16 protein-coding genes, 2 pseudogenes and 1 riboswitch are annotated in these 14,698 nt (G+C 27.2%); all 18 genes and pseudogenes read left to right on the forward strand.

The features are described 5' to 3' along the window. Positions 1 to 243: pseudogene (locus tag A500_RS20725) on the forward strand (ABC transporter substrate-binding protein); the annotation flags it as partial. Further along, a complete protein-coding gene (locus A500_RS06275; protein ID WP_016206750.1) occupies positions 218 to 985 on the forward strand; it encodes an ABC transporter permease in 768 nt (255 codons plus the stop codon). The pseudogene A500_RS20725 and the gene A500_RS06275, both read left to right, overlap by 26 nt. Continuing rightward, the gene (locus A500_RS06280; protein ID WP_016206751.1) at positions 978 to 1,574 is read left to right on the forward strand and encodes an ATP-binding cassette domain-containing protein; all 597 of its coding nucleotides are present in this window, start codon (positions 978 to 980) and stop codon (positions 1,572 to 1,574) included. Before A500_RS06275 ends, A500_RS06280 begins: the two co-directional genes overlap by 8 nt. Positions 1,575 to 1,795: 221 nt before the next feature. Next, complete coding sequence (mobB, locus tag A500_RS06285) at positions 1,796 to 2,305, forward strand: molybdopterin-guanine dinucleotide biosynthesis protein B (RefSeq protein ID WP_016206752.1); 510 nt, start codon at positions 1,796 to 1,798, stop codon at positions 2,303 to 2,305. Beyond that, a riboswitch (molybdenum cofactor riboswitch) is annotated at positions 2,297 to 2,435 on the forward strand. It overlaps the preceding gene by 9 nt. A gap of 219 nt (positions 2,436 to 2,654) precedes the next feature. Beyond that, positions 2,655 to 3,860: a molybdopterin molybdotransferase MoeA gene (locus A500_RS06290; RefSeq protein ID WP_016206753.1), complete on the forward strand. Its 1,206-nt coding sequence runs from the start codon at positions 2,655 to 2,657 to the stop codon at positions 3,858 to 3,860. An 8-nt stretch (positions 3,861 to 3,868) separates the two neighbouring features. Beyond that, positions 3,869 to 4,444: a molybdenum cofactor guanylyltransferase gene (locus A500_RS06295; protein WP_016206754.1), complete on the forward strand. Its 576-nt coding sequence runs from the start codon at positions 3,869 to 3,871 to the stop codon at positions 4,442 to 4,444. Next, positions 4,444 to 4,935, forward strand: a complete 492-nt coding sequence (locus tag A500_RS06300; protein ID WP_016206755.1) for a MogA/MoaB family molybdenum cofactor biosynthesis protein — start codon at positions 4,444 to 4,446, stop codon at positions 4,933 to 4,935. The genes A500_RS06295 and A500_RS06300 overlap by 1 nt, the downstream gene beginning before the upstream one ends. 61 nt (positions 4,936 to 4,996) lie before the next feature. After that, positions 4,997 to 6,013, forward strand: a complete 1,017-nt coding sequence (locus tag A500_RS06305) for a molybdopterin-binding protein (RefSeq protein WP_016206756.1) — start codon at positions 4,997 to 4,999, stop codon at positions 6,011 to 6,013. Positions 6,014 to 6,022: 9 nt separating this feature from the next. Further along, positions 6,023 to 6,511, forward strand: a complete 489-nt coding sequence (gene moaC, locus A500_RS06310) for a cyclic pyranopterin monophosphate synthase MoaC (RefSeq protein ID WP_016206757.1) — start codon at positions 6,023 to 6,025, stop codon at positions 6,509 to 6,511. Positions 6,512 to 6,517: 6 nt separating this feature from the next. Continuing rightward, the gene (gene moaA, locus A500_RS06315) at positions 6,518 to 7,489 is read left to right on the forward strand and encodes a GTP 3',8-cyclase MoaA (RefSeq protein ID WP_016206758.1); all 972 of its coding nucleotides are present in this window, start codon (positions 6,518 to 6,520) and stop codon (positions 7,487 to 7,489) included. Positions 7,490 to 7,493: 4 nt separating this feature from the next. Then, a complete protein-coding gene (locus tag A500_RS06320; protein WP_016206759.1) occupies positions 7,494 to 7,949 on the forward strand; it encodes an MOSC domain-containing protein in 456 nt (151 codons plus the stop codon). 199 nt (positions 7,950 to 8,148) lie between these two features. After that, positions 8,149 to 10,233 carry a molybdopterin oxidoreductase family protein gene (locus A500_RS06325; RefSeq protein ID WP_016206760.1) on the forward strand — a complete coding sequence of 695 codons (2,085 nt, stop codon included), beginning with the start codon at positions 8,149 to 8,151 and terminating at the stop codon, positions 10,231 to 10,233. 9 nt (positions 10,234 to 10,242) lie between these two features. After that, positions 10,243 to 10,656 (forward strand): 4Fe-4S dicluster domain-containing protein, encoded by a 414-nt coding sequence (locus tag A500_RS06330; RefSeq protein WP_016206761.1) that lies wholly within the window; start codon positions 10,243 to 10,245, stop codon positions 10,654 to 10,656. Beyond that, entirely contained in the window at positions 10,656 to 11,879 is a 1,224-nt protein-coding gene (locus A500_RS06335) for an NAD(P)/FAD-dependent oxidoreductase (RefSeq protein WP_016206762.1), read from the forward strand. Before A500_RS06330 ends, A500_RS06335 begins: the two co-directional genes overlap by 1 nt. 132 nt (positions 11,880 to 12,011) lie before the next feature. Beyond that, complete coding sequence (locus A500_RS06340; RefSeq protein WP_016206763.1) at positions 12,012 to 12,770, forward strand: TDT family transporter; 759 nt, start codon at positions 12,012 to 12,014, stop codon at positions 12,768 to 12,770. 38 nt (positions 12,771 to 12,808) lie between these two features. Then, entirely contained in the window at positions 12,809 to 12,961 is a 153-nt protein-coding gene (locus tag A500_RS21880; protein WP_341349941.1) for a hypothetical protein, read from the forward strand. Between the two features lie 147 nt (positions 12,962 to 13,108). Then, complete coding sequence (gene cysK / locus A500_RS06350) at positions 13,109 to 14,035, forward strand: cysteine synthase A (protein ID WP_016206765.1); 927 nt, start codon at positions 13,109 to 13,111, stop codon at positions 14,033 to 14,035. 215 nt (positions 14,036 to 14,250) lie between these two features. Continuing rightward, positions 14,251 to 14,681, forward strand: a pseudogene (locus A500_RS06355) (RrF2 family transcriptional regulator). Positions 14,682 to 14,698: the final 17 nt, after the last annotated feature.

The following is a 14,698-nucleotide window of genomic DNA, read 5'->3' on the forward strand; positions in this document are numbered from 1 at the left end:
GTAGATGAATCAGTTAAATGGGTAAATGATAATAATAAAGAAGCAGCACAATATTCAGTTGAAAATGGTTCACAAGTAGAAACCTCTATAACAGAAAAGTCAATAAAAAATAGTAATATAAGCTTTTCAAAGGCAAAAGATAATAAAGAGGATTATATAGATTACTTTAAAGTTTTAGAAAGTGAAAATTCAAAATCAATAGGAGAAAAGGTACCAGATGAAAAATTCTTCTATGAAGGATAAAAGAATAATATTCATATCACTACTTATAATAGTAGTGATATGGATAATTTTATCCAATAAAATTAACAATTCTATTTATTTGCCTAAGATAAGTGAAATATTAATAGAAATAATAAGTATAGTAAAAGAAAAGCAATTTTTATTAAATATAATAAATTCATTATTAAGAGGCTTCATAAGTTTTTTTATAGCACTAATAATAGCTGTGTTCCTAGGGATAGTATCAAGCTTCAATAAATTTATCTACAATTTTTTATATCCAGTAAACTCAATATTAAAATCAATACCAACAATAGCTTTTATACTAATTGCACTAATTTGGTTAAATAAAAATTATGCACCTTATTTAATTGGAATTGTAATAGCTTTTCCAATATTATATGAAACAACAATTAATTCACTTATAAATGGAAATAGTTATTTAAATGAAATGGTTGAAGCTTTTAGGGTTAGTTTTTTTGATAAACTTTTTAATATACATATTCAATCAATAATAATAAGTATATCATCTATAGCAACATCGACTTTTTCCTTAGTTTTGAAAGTAGTAATTGCAGGAGAAGTTTATGGACAACCGTCTTATGGAATAGGAAGTGCTATACAAGGTGAAAAAATTAACTTTAATACACCAGGTATATTTGCATGGATAATTATAGTAGCAATGCTATGCTATGTAACTGATAAATTTATTATATGTTTTTTAAATATTCTTATTAAAGATAGGAGATATATGATTGATTAAATTTAATAATATTAATATTAGCTTTGGAGATAAAGTGTTATATGATAATTTTTCAATAGAATTTCAGGAAAATGCTATAAATTATATAATGGGTGAATCTGGAATAGGAAAAACTACTTTAATAAAATATATAAAAGATGATTTATTTTTGAAAAATGTTGATATTAGTGTTGTTTTTCAAGAAAGTAGATTAATACCCTGGAAGAATATTTATAAGAATTTAGAAATAGTAATAAAAAATAAAGTTATGAAAGAAGATAGAAAAATAAAAATTAAAACGATATTACAAAATATGAATTTAATAAATTGCGAAAAGTTGTATCCTCACGAGCTAAGCGGTGGAATGCAACAAAGAGTAAGTATAGCTAGAGCACTACTCTATAATGGAGAAATTTTTATTATGGATGAACCGTTTAAGGGATTAGATAAAGAAAATAAAGAAAATGTCATTAGATTTATAAAGGAATATATATATGAAAATTCTAAAACGGCAATAGTAATAAGTCATGATATAGAAGAAGCAAAGAGGTTTGCTGATAAAATAATATTACTTAAAAATGAGCCTGTTACTAAAGAGATAATTAAATAGTTATGTTTAAGCGTAGAATTGCTAAAACTTTTACAAGGGAAATGCTTAAAGAATATTAAATGCAATAAATTTGAATTAATAGAAGTAATAAAGGAAAAACTAATATTGAGGATAAAATTTAATTAATGATATAGTTTACAGAAGGATTATTATAGAAAATCTAGAATATAATAAGTATAAGTTTAAGGATAATAATTTAAAATACTTAAAGGATGGAAATTATGCCAAAGGTCATTAATATAATCGGAGAAAAATCAAATGTGGGAAAAACATTTGTAATTGAAGGTTTAATAAGAGAATTAAGAAGTAGAAATTTAAGTGTAGCAACAATTAAACATGATATTCATGAATTTGATATTGATAAAAAAGGAAAAGATACATATAAACATAGAGAAGCAGGTTCAGAAACTATAATAATATCCTCTAGTTCTAGACTTGCGATAATAAAAGAATTAAAAGAAGAAACTAAATTTTATGATCTAATAAATATAGCTATAGATAAAGATATAATTTTAGTAGAAGGATATAAGAAAAGTAATTTAAGAAAGATAGAAGTATATAGAAATGGTGTTAGTAGTAAAATAATAACGCCCAAGAATAATCTTATAGCAATAGCAAGTGATGTAAACTTAAGATTAGATAATATTTTAGTTGTAGATAAAAATGATTTTAAAGAACTTGCTAATTTAATAGAGAAAGAAGAAGATTTTAAATTTGAAAATTATCAATAATATTTTCTAGAGCATAGTATTACCTAAGGATACAATCTATGGATTCTATGCCTGAATTATAAATTCACAGGGTGTTTATTTGAAAAAATAGCATCTCCACGATTTGGGAAGGAAAATAAGTTGACTTAAGTATATAATTACTTATAAAATATAAATTTTAAAATAATATTAAGGTTAATTTTAAGATTTATACATTAAGTAGATTTTAGCACTATAAAAGGTGTTTATTTATATTTAAATTAAAAGCTTATTACTCACCCAATTTATGAGTAATAAGCTTTTTATATAGAAAATACAAAGCAATATTATTTTAAAAGAATTATTATATAAATTTTAAAGGAGGAAGAATGTGAGATCCTTTATATCATTAAATGAAGCACTGGAAATATTAAACGAAAATGTAGATAATTTAGATATTGAAGAAGTAGATTTAATTAATGGATTAAATAGAGTAGTATCTGAAAATATATATGCACAAATAAACAATCCACCTTTTAATAAATCTGCCATGGATGGATATGCATTTATTTGTAATAATGGAGAATTAATTAATAAAAGATTAAAGATAATTGATAAGGTTTATGCAGGAGGAGTCTGTAATAACATTGTAAGTGAAGAAACAGCAATTAAAATAATGACAGGAGCACCAATTCCAAAAGGAGCAAATGCTGTTATAAAACAAGAAGATGTAGTTATAGAAGAAGATTATATTATTTTAAGAAAAAATATAAATGAAAATGAGAATATTTGTATAAAGGGAGAAGATATATTACAAGGAAGCTTACTTTTAAAGTCAAATAAAAAACTTAATTATGCTGACATTGGAATTTTAGCTAGTTCAGGAATAAATAAAATAAAAGTATATAAAAAGCCTAAAGTGGCATTTATAAGTACCGGTGATGAAGTTATTGATATTGGTTTTGAGCTTAAAGAAGGAAAAATTTATAACAGTAATAAATATTCTATATTATCTAGATTAGGTGAACTTGGATATGATGTTAAATATATTAGTCATATAAATGATGATTCTAAGGAAATAGGTAATTGTATTGAACAATTGTCTAAGAAGGTAGATTTAATAATTACAACCGGAGGAGTTTCGGTAGGAGAAAAGGATTTACTTAAAGAAGCCATAGATATAACAAGTGGAGAAAAGCTTTTTTGGAAAATTAATATCAAACCAGGTTCAGCAGTTTTATGTAGTAAGATAAATAAGTCAATTATACTAAGTTTATCAGGTAATCCAACAGCTGCACTAACAACTTTCGAACTATTAGTTAAGCCAACTCTTGAGAAATTATCTGGATATAAAGAAATCAAAATAAATAGAGAAAAAGCAATATTATTACAAGACATCAAAAAGAAAAGTCCTCAAAGAAGATTCATAAGAGGATATGTAGAAATTGATAATTATAGACAATATGTACATATAACACAAACTAAATCAGGAAATGGAATACTTAGTTCTGCAATAAATTCAAATTGTATAATTGAAATAGAAGTTAATAATGATGGAAAAAGTAAAGGTGATTTAGTAGATATTATAAAACTTTAGGAGAAAAGATGATAAATAAAACATTAGCTATTTTAGCAGGTGGAAAAAGCAGTAGGATGAATTATAATAACAAAGCATTATTACTTTTTAAAGAAAAAACATTTATAGAAAGTATAATATATGAAGGAAAGGATTTTGATGAAGTAATAATTATATCTAATAATAAAGAAGATTATACACAGTTTGGTTTGAAAGTTTTTAATGATATTTATTTAGGAAATGGGCCTTTATCCGGAATACATTCAGCACTTAAAAATTCGAGAAATGAGAAGGTTTTTTGTATTGCTTGTGACATGCCTTTAATTACAAAAAATATCTTAAAGTTTATAAGTGATATAAATGAAGAATATGAAGTTTTAGTACCTAAAATAAATGAAAAACTTCAACCATTATGTGCCATATATTCTAAAGGACTAATTCCTAGAGCTGAAGAAGCTTTAATAAATAATGAAAATAAATTAAAAAAGTTTATAATGTCAACAAAATATAAAGTGTTAGAAGATAAAAAATATAAAGTGCTAAGTGAAAAAGAGTTTTCAAATATAAATACAATTAATGAATATAATGATTTGGAGGAAATTTAATGTACACTGTTGGAATAATAACAAGTAGTGATAAAGGGTATATAGGAGAGAGAGAAGACAAAAGTGGAGCAGTTATTAAAGAAATAGTAGAAAATGCAGGTTTCAAAGTAGAAAAAATGATAATTGTACCTGATGAAAATGAGATGTTAAAAAAAGAATTTATATATATGAGTGATGAACTAAAGGTTAATTTAATATTAAGTACAGGTGGTACTGGATTCTCCCAAAGAGATATAACTCCAGAGGCAACCAAAGAAATAATTGATAGAGAAGCACCAGGAATTTGTGAAGCTATAAGAATGTATAGTCTTCAAATAACTAAAAGAGCAATGCTTTCAAGAGCCGTATCAGGTATAAGAAAAGATACATTAATAGTAAATTTGCCAGGAAGTCCAAAAGCATGTAAAGAAGCTTTAGATTTTATATTAGATGAGTTAAAGCATGGAATTGATATTTTGATTGGGGAATCAAAGGAATGTGCGAGAAAGTAAACATAATTATATTTAAAAAAATTATTAGAAATATTATTAATTTTATAGGAGATTAAGTAAAATGAAAATGATAAGTGTATATGATTCTGTTGGGTGTATATTATCTCATGATGTTACTCAAATAATACCAGGAGAATTCAAAGGAAGACTTTTTAAAAAGGGTCATGTTATAAAAGAGGAAGATATTGAAAAATTATTATCCATAGGCAAAGAGCATATTTATGTATGGGAACCTAGTGAAGGAGAATTACATGAAAATGATGCTGCAATTAGGATTTCAAACCTTGTACTTGGAGAGGGTGTCTGTAAATCAAAAGAAATCAAAGAAGGAAAAGTGGACTTTTTTGCAGATATAGATGGAGTTTTAAAAATAAATAAAGATGAATTATTTAAACTTAATAGTCTTGGAGAAATAATAGTATCAACACTACATAATAATACTCCAATAAGAAAAGGCGAGAAAATAGGTGCAACAAGAGTTATTCCATTAATAATTGATGAAGATAAGATAATTAATGCAGAAAAATTAATAAAAAATAAAATTATTTATGTGGAAAAAATAAAGTCCAAGAAGTGTTTACTTATAACAACAGGTAATGAAGTCTATAATGGAAGAATAAAAGATGCCTTTTTACCAGTTATAAAATCAAAGCTTGGATATTATGGCAGTGAAGTAATAAAGCAAGTTATTTTACCAGATTCTAAAGAAAAAATAATAAAAGAAATAAAAAATGGATTAAGTGAAAATGTAGATATGATTGTATGCACAGGGGGAATGTCAGTAGACCCAGATGATGTAACACCAACTGCTATAAAAGAATGTGGCGGAGAACTTGTTACTTATGGATCACCAGTATTACCAGGAGCTATGTTCTTATTAGCTTATTATAAAGATACACCTATACTTGGAGTGCCAAGTTGTGCAATGTATTCAAAAAGAACAGTATTAGATTTAGTACTACCAAGAGTACTATCAGATGAAAAATTAACTTTAGAGGATATAGCAGCTTATGGACATGGAGGATTGTGCTTAGATTGTAAGATTTGTACTTTTCCACATTGTTCTTTTGGAAAGTAGGAGGATATAATGAATAGTAAATTTACTCATTTTGATAATAATGGCAATGCAAAGATGGTAGATGTATCAGAAAAGAAGAAAACTGAAAGAGTTGCAATTGCAATTTCTAAAATAAAAGTAAGCAAAGAAACATTAGAACTTATAAAAAAAGGGGAAATAGGTAAAGGGGATGTTTTAGGAGTGGCTAGAGTTGCGGGAATAATGGCTAGTAAGCAAACATCTAATTTAATACCTATGTGTCACCCTTTAATGATATCGAGTTGTAATATAGATTTTGAAATAAATGATGAAGATAGTAGTATTGAAATTAAAGCAACTGTAAAAATAGTAGATAAAACAGGAGTTGAAATGGAGGCTTTAACTGCAGCTACGATTTCAGCATTAACAATATATGATATGTGTAAAGCTGTAGATAAAAGAATGGTTATAGAGTACACTCATTTACTAAAAAAAACAGGGGGAAGAGTGGAGAGTTTGATTTTTATGATAGCTCTTTAAAATAATATGAAAGATAAATATGGCAGAGAAATAGACTATTTAAGAATTTCATTAACTGATAACTGTAATTTAAGATGCATATATTGTATGGAAGAAAAAGATAATAATTTTCTTAAAAATGAAGATAAACTAACTAATGATGAAATATGTAAAATAGTATGTGAAAGTGCAAAGCTTGGTATAAAAAAAGTTCGATTTACTGGCGGAGAGCCTTTAGTTAGAAAAGATATATTAGAACTTATGCAAAGAATAAATAATATACCATCTATAAAAGAAATATATTTAACTACAAATGGAATATTACTAGAAGAAAATCTAGAGATTTTTTCGAAGTCCGGATTAAAAGGTGTTAATATAAGTTTAGATTCCTTAAATGAAGAGAACTTTAAGAAATTAACTAGATTAGGAGATTTGAAAAAGGTACTATCAGCAATAGATAAATGTATATCACTTGGAATTAAAGTAAAATTAAATACTGTTATAATAAAAGGAATTAATGACAAGGAGATAATAGATTTTGTTAATTTAACTTTAAAGAATCCAATAGATGTAAGGTTTATAGAACTTATGCCAATTGGGGTAGGAAGCAAATATAAGGGAATTAATAATGAAGATATTATAGAAACTATTAAAAATAATTATAAGAAATTTGAAGAAGTTAAAAAAAATAAAAGTGGGGGTCCAGCAACTTATATAAAATTAAATGGTGCTAAAGGTAAAATTGGATTTATAAGTGCAATAAGCAATTGCTTTTGCGAAGAATGTAATAGAATTAGATTAACTCCAGAAGGATTTTTGAAACAATGTTTACATTTCAATTATGGTATTGATTTAAAGAAATTAATTAGATGTGGAGTTTCTGATAAAGATTTGTCACTTGCAATACACAATAGCATTTTTGATAAACCAGAAAAACATTTATTTATGCAGAAAAGTAAAGACAAAGAATTAAAATTTATGAATCAAATTGGAGGATAGAAATATGAGCAAAGTTTTAGCTATATGTACAAGTAAGCATAAAGGAACATTAAAAAATGAAATAGAAGAAGCAACCTTTATAGAAGAGTTTGGGATAGAAGGTGATGCTCATGCAGGTAAATGGCATAGGCAAGTAAGTTTATTAGCATTTGAAAAAATTGATGAATTTAGAAATAAAGGTGGAGACGTAGATTTTGGTGCATTTGGAGAAAATTTAGTAATAGATGAAATTGAGCTAAATAAACTTCCAGTTGGACAAAGATTAACAGTAGGAGAAGTACTTTTAGAAGTAACTCAAATTGGTAAGGAATGTCATGATAAGTGTGCTATATATTATCAAGTTGGAGAATGTATAATGCCGAAAAATGGTATATTTACTAGGGTATTAAGGGGCGGAAAAGTAAGAGTTGGAGATGAGTGCAATTTAATAAATATGGAAAAGAAAGTATTTTCCTTGTAACGAAAACATCTTAGCATTTAGTTATGAAATAATTGAATGCTAAGATTTTTTTACTTTTTAGAGTAGCAAAAAATTAATTTTATGGATATTTTTATGATATCTTCATTTTACATAGGTTATGTATTTTTATTAAATGAATACAAGAAGTAAATATTAGAAATAATATTTATAAAATGGATAGATTTAAAGGAGAAATTATATGAGAATTGTTAGATCTACTTGCAATTATTGTTCTATAGCATGCAATTTTGATTTCCATGTTAATGAAAATGATTTTATAGAAAGGGTAGTACCAGCAAAGAATTATCCTGTGAATAAAGGTTTTTGTTGTATTAAAGGTCTTAATTTAGATAAACAAAATACTATTTATGAGAACCCAGTACTGCCACTTTTAAAAAATAAAAAAGGACAGTTTGAACATATATCTTGGGGAGAAGCATTTAATATATTTGCGAATAAGATTAAAGATATACAAAATCGGTATGGAAAAGAAAGTTTTGCATTTTTAAGTACAGGGCAGTTATGTACTGAAGAAATGGCACTAGCTGGACATATAGGAAGAAATTTTTTAGGTGGTAATGGAGATGGAAATACTAGACTTTGTATGGCAACTGCAGTTGTAGCATATAAACAAAGTTTTGGCTTTGATTCACCGCCATACACCTTTGAAGATTTAGAACTATCCGATGTAGCGATATTTATTGGCTGTAATCCAGTAGTAGCTCATCCAATTCTTTGGAGAAGACTTGTTGATGGCAGAGGTGAAGATTCAAAACTTATAGTAATTGACCCAAGAAAAAGTGAGACAGTTAGTAATGCAGATATTTGGATTGATTTAAAACCAAAGAGTGATTTAAGACTTTTATATACATTAGCAAATGTGCTAATTGAAAAAGAATGGATAGATAAAGAGTTTATAAAAAATAGCACCGAGGACTTTGAAGGCTTTAAAAGCCATGTTAAAAAATATGATATAAATGATATTGAAGAGCATACAGGAATATCCAAAGGAAGAATATTAGATCTTGCAAAAATAATTCATGAAGGAAAAAGAGTATCGTTTTGGTGGACTATGGGGGTAAATCAAGGATATCAAGCAGTTAGAACTGCACAGGCTATAATAAATTTGGCGCTTATGACTGGAAATATAGGAAAACCTGGAACAGGAGCAAATTCAATAACAGGGCAATGCAATGCTATGGGATCAAGATTATTTAGTAATACAACAGGACTTTACGGAGGCGGAGAATATAGTAATAAGGATAGAAGAAAAGTTGTAGCAGAAGCCTTAGATATTGATGAAGATATGTTACCTAAAAAATCAAGTATTCCATATGATCAAATAATTGAAGGCATTAATAAAGGAGAAATAAAAGCTCTTTGGGTGATAGCTACAAATCCAGCAGCATCTTTTATAAATAATTTAGAATTTAAGAAAGCTGCTGAAAAACTAGAATTCTTAGCTCTTCAAGATATTTATAGCGATACAGAAACTGCTAAATATGCGCATCTTATACTTCCATCAACAAATGGATTAAAAAAGGAAGGGGTTCTCATAAATACAGAAAGAAGAATATCTAAAATTCAACCAGTAATTCCCAAAAAGGAAAATGAATTATCAGACTATGATATAATGCTAGGAATTGGCGAAGCTATTGGAATGGGAAAACTTTTGGAGAAATGGAGAACTCCAAAGGATGCTTTTGAAACAATAAGAGAATGTACTAAGGATATGCCTTGTGATATTACAGGAGTAGAATATGATGATTTAATAGTATCTCAAGGAATACAATGGCCATTTAGAAAAGGAGAGAAATTAGATAGTAAAGAGAGAAGACTCTTTGAAGATAAAAAGTTTTATACTCCTAGTAAAAAAGCCAAATTTATTTATGAGGATATAAGTGAAATGCCATATGAGCAAAATAAGGAATACCCCTATATTTTAAGTACAGGAAGGGCCACTGCAGGTCAATGGCATACACAAACAAGAACAAGGGAAATTCCAGCAGTAGAAGCAATAATTGTTAAAGAAGGATATATAAATATTAATACAGATACGGCAGAAAAGCTTGGCATTAGAGAAAATGAAAAAGTTAAGGTAACTGCACCTAATGGATTAAGCAATAATTTTCTAGTTAAGTTAACTAGAACTGTAAAGAAAGATCATGTTTTTGTACCAATGCATTATATAGAGTCAAACTCTGTATTACCATCAGTGTTTGACACTTATTCAAGAGAGCCTAATTATAAGTATGTACCAGTAAAAATAGAAAAAATAAATTAGGAGATTAATATGAAAAGAATAAAAATAAATAGAAAAAAATGTATAGGATGCTTAACTTGTGTTACGGCCTGTACGGTAGCTCACGGATCAAGAGATACTAGAGGTAGAATAGTTATTGATAGTGAAGGAAAGTATGCGCCTATATACTGTAGGCATTGTACTAGACCAGAATGTGTATATGCATGCCCTACTGGAGCAATGAGAAGAGATGATGAAAGTGGCTATGTAATTTATGATAAAAGTCGTTGTGCAAGTTGCTTTATGTGTATAATGGCTTGTCCTTATGGAGTATTAAAGATGGATTATCAAACTAATAGAGAAGTTATGAAATGTGATATGTGCTTATCTACTGAAAGTGAGTATCCACAATGTGTAGCTAAATGTCCTATGGGAGCTTTAACCTTAGAGGAGGTATATAAATAATGGTATATGTTATAGTTGGTGCATCAGCATCAGGAATTAATGCAGCTAAAACAATTAGAGAATATGATAAAGATGCAGAAGTTATTTTAGTATCAAAAGATGATAGAGTATATTCAAGATGCATACTTCATCATTTTTTAGATAGTAGAAGAGATATTAAGGATTTAGATTTTACTCCCAAAGATTTTTTTGATATGTATAATATAAAATGGTTAAAAGGAATTGAAGTTATAGGAATAGATATTAAAGAAAAAGTTTTATCTTTATCAAATAAGGAAAGTTTAAAATATGATAAAGTTTTACTTGCAGCTGGAGCTTCTTCTTTTTTACCACCAATAGAAAATTTAAGAACTTCTAATAATATAATTGGGCTTAGAAATTTAGATGATGCAATAAAAATCAAAGAGCTTACTAAGAAAGTTAAAAATGTTGCTATTTTAGGAGCAGGATTAGTTGGAGTTGATGCTTTAGCAGGACTTTTAGATTATGATGTGAATTTAACAATGATTGAAATGGGAGATAGAATGCTTCCCCTTCAATTAGACAAATATTCTGCAAATGTATATGAAGAAAGATTAAGAAAAGAAGGAGTTAATTTTAAGTTTGGTGTAAGAGCAGAAAAGGTGATTGTAGATAATGATAATAATCCAGTTTCAATAAAGCTTAATACAGGAGAAAAAGTACCTTGTGAACTCATTATAGCTTGTGCTGGTGTTAGAGCAAATGTAGGATTCTTAAAAGATACTGGAATTGAATGTGATAAATTTGGACTTATAATAAATGCAAAAGGTGAAACAAATGCTAAAGATGTATATGGAGCAGGAGATATAACAGGAAGAAATCCTATTTGGCCAACGGCTGTTAAAGAAGGAATAATAGCGGCAAATAATATGGTTGGAAAAGAAACATTTATGGAAGATTACTTCGCTAGTAAAAATACGATGAATTTTTGCGGTGTGGCTACTATGTCATTAGGTATAGTTACAAAGCCTGACGATGATTATGAAGAAATAGTAGATATTGATGGTAAGGATTATAGAAAAATAATTTATAAAGATGGAGCAATTTATGGAGCTATAGTTCAAGGAGATTTATCTTATGTAGGAGTATTGACACAACTTATAAAACAAAAAATAAATGTTGATAAAGTTAAAAAACCTTTATTTGACATTGATTATTCTGACTTCTTTAATGAAACAGAAAACTTAGAATTTGTATATTGATTTAAATGAGAAATTAATAATTATAATAATATGATAGTCATAAATATTTTATAACTATATAAGTAAAAGATTAATTAGTTTTATCAAAACCTCATTATTATCAATGCTTAATAAATGGCTTAGGAGGGAACCATGAAAGAAAATCTATTTTTGAAAAAAGTTGAGAATTTACCTATTGCGGTAGTGCCAGCTATGGTAGGTGCAGCTACATTATCTAATATTTATTATTTATTAGGATACATATGGATAAGGCACTTAACTATGTGGATTGCAACAGTTATTTTATTAACTTATATAGTTAAAATTTTATTATTTTATCCTACTTGCAAAAAAGAGTATTTTAACACGGTTCCATCTAGTCTTTATGCAGGAATAACTATGATAACTATGATTCTAGGGTCATATTATTTTGATTATAATAATAAATTTGGGAAAGGTCTATGGATTTTAGGGGTAGGGGTGCATGCAGTGCATATAGTAGTATTTACATATAATAATGTAATAAAGGGATTAAACAAAGATACTTTTCTTCCAAGTTGGTATGTGACATATAATGGAATAATGGTTTCTGTAGTTGTAGGAGCTTCTATGAAAGAGCCTTTAATAAATAAAATAGTTTTATATTATGGTATTGTGGCTCTACTAATTATATTACCATTTATGATTTTAAGATTAATAAAAGTTCCTGTAAAGGATGCAGTATTTCATACTCAAGCTATTTTGCTTGCTCCTTCAAGTCTTTGTGTGGTTTGTTATATAAATATTGAAGATAACGCTAACAATCTAGTATTATATTTATTATATCTTTTAGTTTTTGGTACGCTTTTATTCGTATTGTTAAAGCTTCCTAAATTTTTTCCTATAAATTTACGCCATCTTTTTCAGCATTAACCTTCCCTATGGCAATAGCAACATTAGCTTCAATAAAAATGTCATCATTTCTAAATTATAAAGGATATAAATTATTAAGTAATATATTAAAAGAAATATCAGGGATACAAATATATGTTACAACAGGTATAATAGTATTTGTACTATTTAATTTTTTTATGATATTTATAAAAGACATTAAGAGAAAATAAGAGTAATTTTAAAGAAGGCATACAATAATAATGATATAAATTTTTTCTTCAAATTTATAAAAAGGTATTCACAAATGATAAAAAAAAGAGTAATATATAAGTATAAATAAACATATCGGAATAGTAGGATATAAAGGAGAGATAAAAATGAAAATAGCAAAAAGTTTAGTAGAATTAATAGGAAATACACCATTATTAGAATTATCTAATTACAATTCAGAAAAGGATCTTTTAGCAACAGTAATTGCAAAGTTAGAATATTTTAATCCAGGTGGTAGCGTAAAAGATAGAATTGGATATGGAATGATAGTAGATGCAGAGAAAAATGGAATTTTAAATAAAGATTCAGTAATAATAGAGCCAACAAGTGGAAATACGGGTATAGCGTTAGCTTTTGTTTCAGCAGCAAAGGGATACAGACTTATTTTAACAATGCCAGAAACTATGAGTTTAGAAAGAAGAAATCTTCTAAAAGCTCTAGGGGCAGAATTAGTGCTTACACCTGGAACAGAAGGTATGAAAGGTGCAATAGCTAAAGCAAATGAACTTAAGGATACAATTGAAAATTCAGTTATTTTACAACAATTTGAAAATCCATCTAATCCAGAAATTCATAGAAATACAACTGCAGAAGAAATCTGGAGAGATACGGATGGAAAAGTTGATATATTTGTAGGTGGAGTTGGTACAGGAGGTACTATTACAGGAGTTGGAGAAGTTTTAAAAGCTAAAAATCCTAATGTTAAGATAGTTGCAGTTGAACCAAAAAATTCTCCAGTTATATCTGGTGGAAATCCAGGGCCTCATAAAATTCAAGGTATAGGAGCAGGATTTATACCTAAAAATTTAAATGTTTCAATTATAGATGAAGTTATTACTGTTGACAATGAAGATGCATTTAATGCTTCAAAAGATCTTTCAAGAACAGAGGGATTATTAGTAGGGATATCAGCAGGAGCAGCAATAGTTGCAGCACAAGAATTAGCAAAAAGGGAAGAAAATAAAGGGAAGAATATCGTAGTACTTTTACCAGATACGGGTGAAAGATATCTTTCAACAGATTTATATAAATAATTTAAAATAAAGTCATTGCTATTTGTAGTAATGACTTTTATTATTAATGTATAAGGTATATAAGTTAAAATAAATAGTGCATACTAAAATAAACAACTTTAAACTTATAGTGCTATAAAAATATAGATTATTAATTTAAATATATATATAATAAAGGTTAATTAGACATTTAATTTTTATAATGATAGTAGAATAAAAGGAAAAAAGGTGATTATGTGAAAATTTCGACTAAAGGAAGATATGGCTTAAGAGCCTTAGTAGACTTAGCTATAAATATGGAATCTGAAAATGTAAGTATAAAAACAATATCAGAAAGACAGAATATATCAGAAAGATATTTAGAGCAAATATTTTCTTTGCTAAGAAAAGGTGGAATTATAGTAGGAAGAAAAGGAGCTCAAGGAGGGTATTCTTTAAGTAAAAATGCAAGTGAATTATCTATAAGTGAGATATTAAAAGTATTAGAAGGTGAAAATATTTTTATAGATATAAATGATGATGAAGAAAATGAAATAGAAGATTTTATAAACAAGAATTTATGGAGAGAAATTAATGATAAGATAAATGTTTATTTTCAGCTATAACATTAGAAGATTTAGTTAATGACTATAAAAAATCAAAAGATACAATAATATATTATATATAAAAGAAGTGGAAATTGCC

This window comes from Clostridium sartagoforme AAU1 (assembly GCF_000401215.1).
GTDB classification, from domain to species: domain Bacteria; phylum Bacillota; class Clostridia; order Clostridiales; family Clostridiaceae; genus Clostridium; species Clostridium sartagoforme.

What these genes read in the sequence shown, in the direction of transcription:
- A500_RS06300 (WP_016206755.1), top strand. Translation starts at nt 4,444, where the DNA reads ATGTACACTGTTGGAATAATAACAAGTAGTGATAAAGGGTATATAGGA.
- A500_RS06320 (WP_016206759.1), top strand. Translation starts at nt 7,494, where the DNA reads ATGAGCAAAGTTTTAGCTATATGTACAAGTAAGCATAAAGGAACATTA.
- A500_RS06275 (WP_016206750.1), top strand. Translation starts at nt 218, where the DNA reads ATGAAAAATTCTTCTATGAAGGATAAAAGAATAATATTCATATCACTA.
- cysK (WP_016206765.1), top strand. Translation starts at nt 13,109, where the DNA reads ATGAAAATAGCAAAAAGTTTAGTAGAATTAATAGGAAATACACCATTA.
- moaC (WP_016206757.1), top strand. Translation starts at nt 6,023, where the DNA reads ATGAATAGTAAATTTACTCATTTTGATAATAATGGCAATGCAAAGATG.
- A500_RS06325 (WP_016206760.1), top strand. Translation starts at nt 8,149, where the DNA reads ATGAGAATTGTTAGATCTACTTGCAATTATTGTTCTATAGCATGCAAT.
- A500_RS06340 (WP_016206763.1), top strand. Translation starts at nt 12,012, where the DNA reads ATGAAAGAAAATCTATTTTTGAAAAAAGTTGAGAATTTACCTATTGCG.
- mobB (WP_016206752.1), top strand. Translation starts at nt 1,796, where the DNA reads ATGCCAAAGGTCATTAATATAATCGGAGAAAAATCAAATGTGGGAAAA.
- moaA (WP_016206758.1), top strand. Translation starts at nt 6,518, where the DNA reads ATGAAAGATAAATATGGCAGAGAAATAGACTATTTAAGAATTTCATTA.
- A500_RS06305 (WP_016206756.1), top strand. Translation starts at nt 4,997, where the DNA reads ATGAAAATGATAAGTGTATATGATTCTGTTGGGTGTATATTATCTCAT.
- A500_RS21880 (WP_341349941.1), top strand. Translation starts at nt 12,809, where the DNA reads ATGTCATCATTTCTAAATTATAAAGGATATAAATTATTAAGTAATATA.
- A500_RS06295 (WP_016206754.1), top strand. Translation starts at nt 3,869, where the DNA reads ATGATAAATAAAACATTAGCTATTTTAGCAGGTGGAAAAAGCAGTAGG.
- A500_RS06335 (WP_016206762.1), top strand. Translation starts at nt 10,656, where the DNA reads ATGGTATATGTTATAGTTGGTGCATCAGCATCAGGAATTAATGCAGCT.
- A500_RS06330 (WP_016206761.1), top strand. Translation starts at nt 10,243, where the DNA reads ATGAAAAGAATAAAAATAAATAGAAAAAAATGTATAGGATGCTTAACT.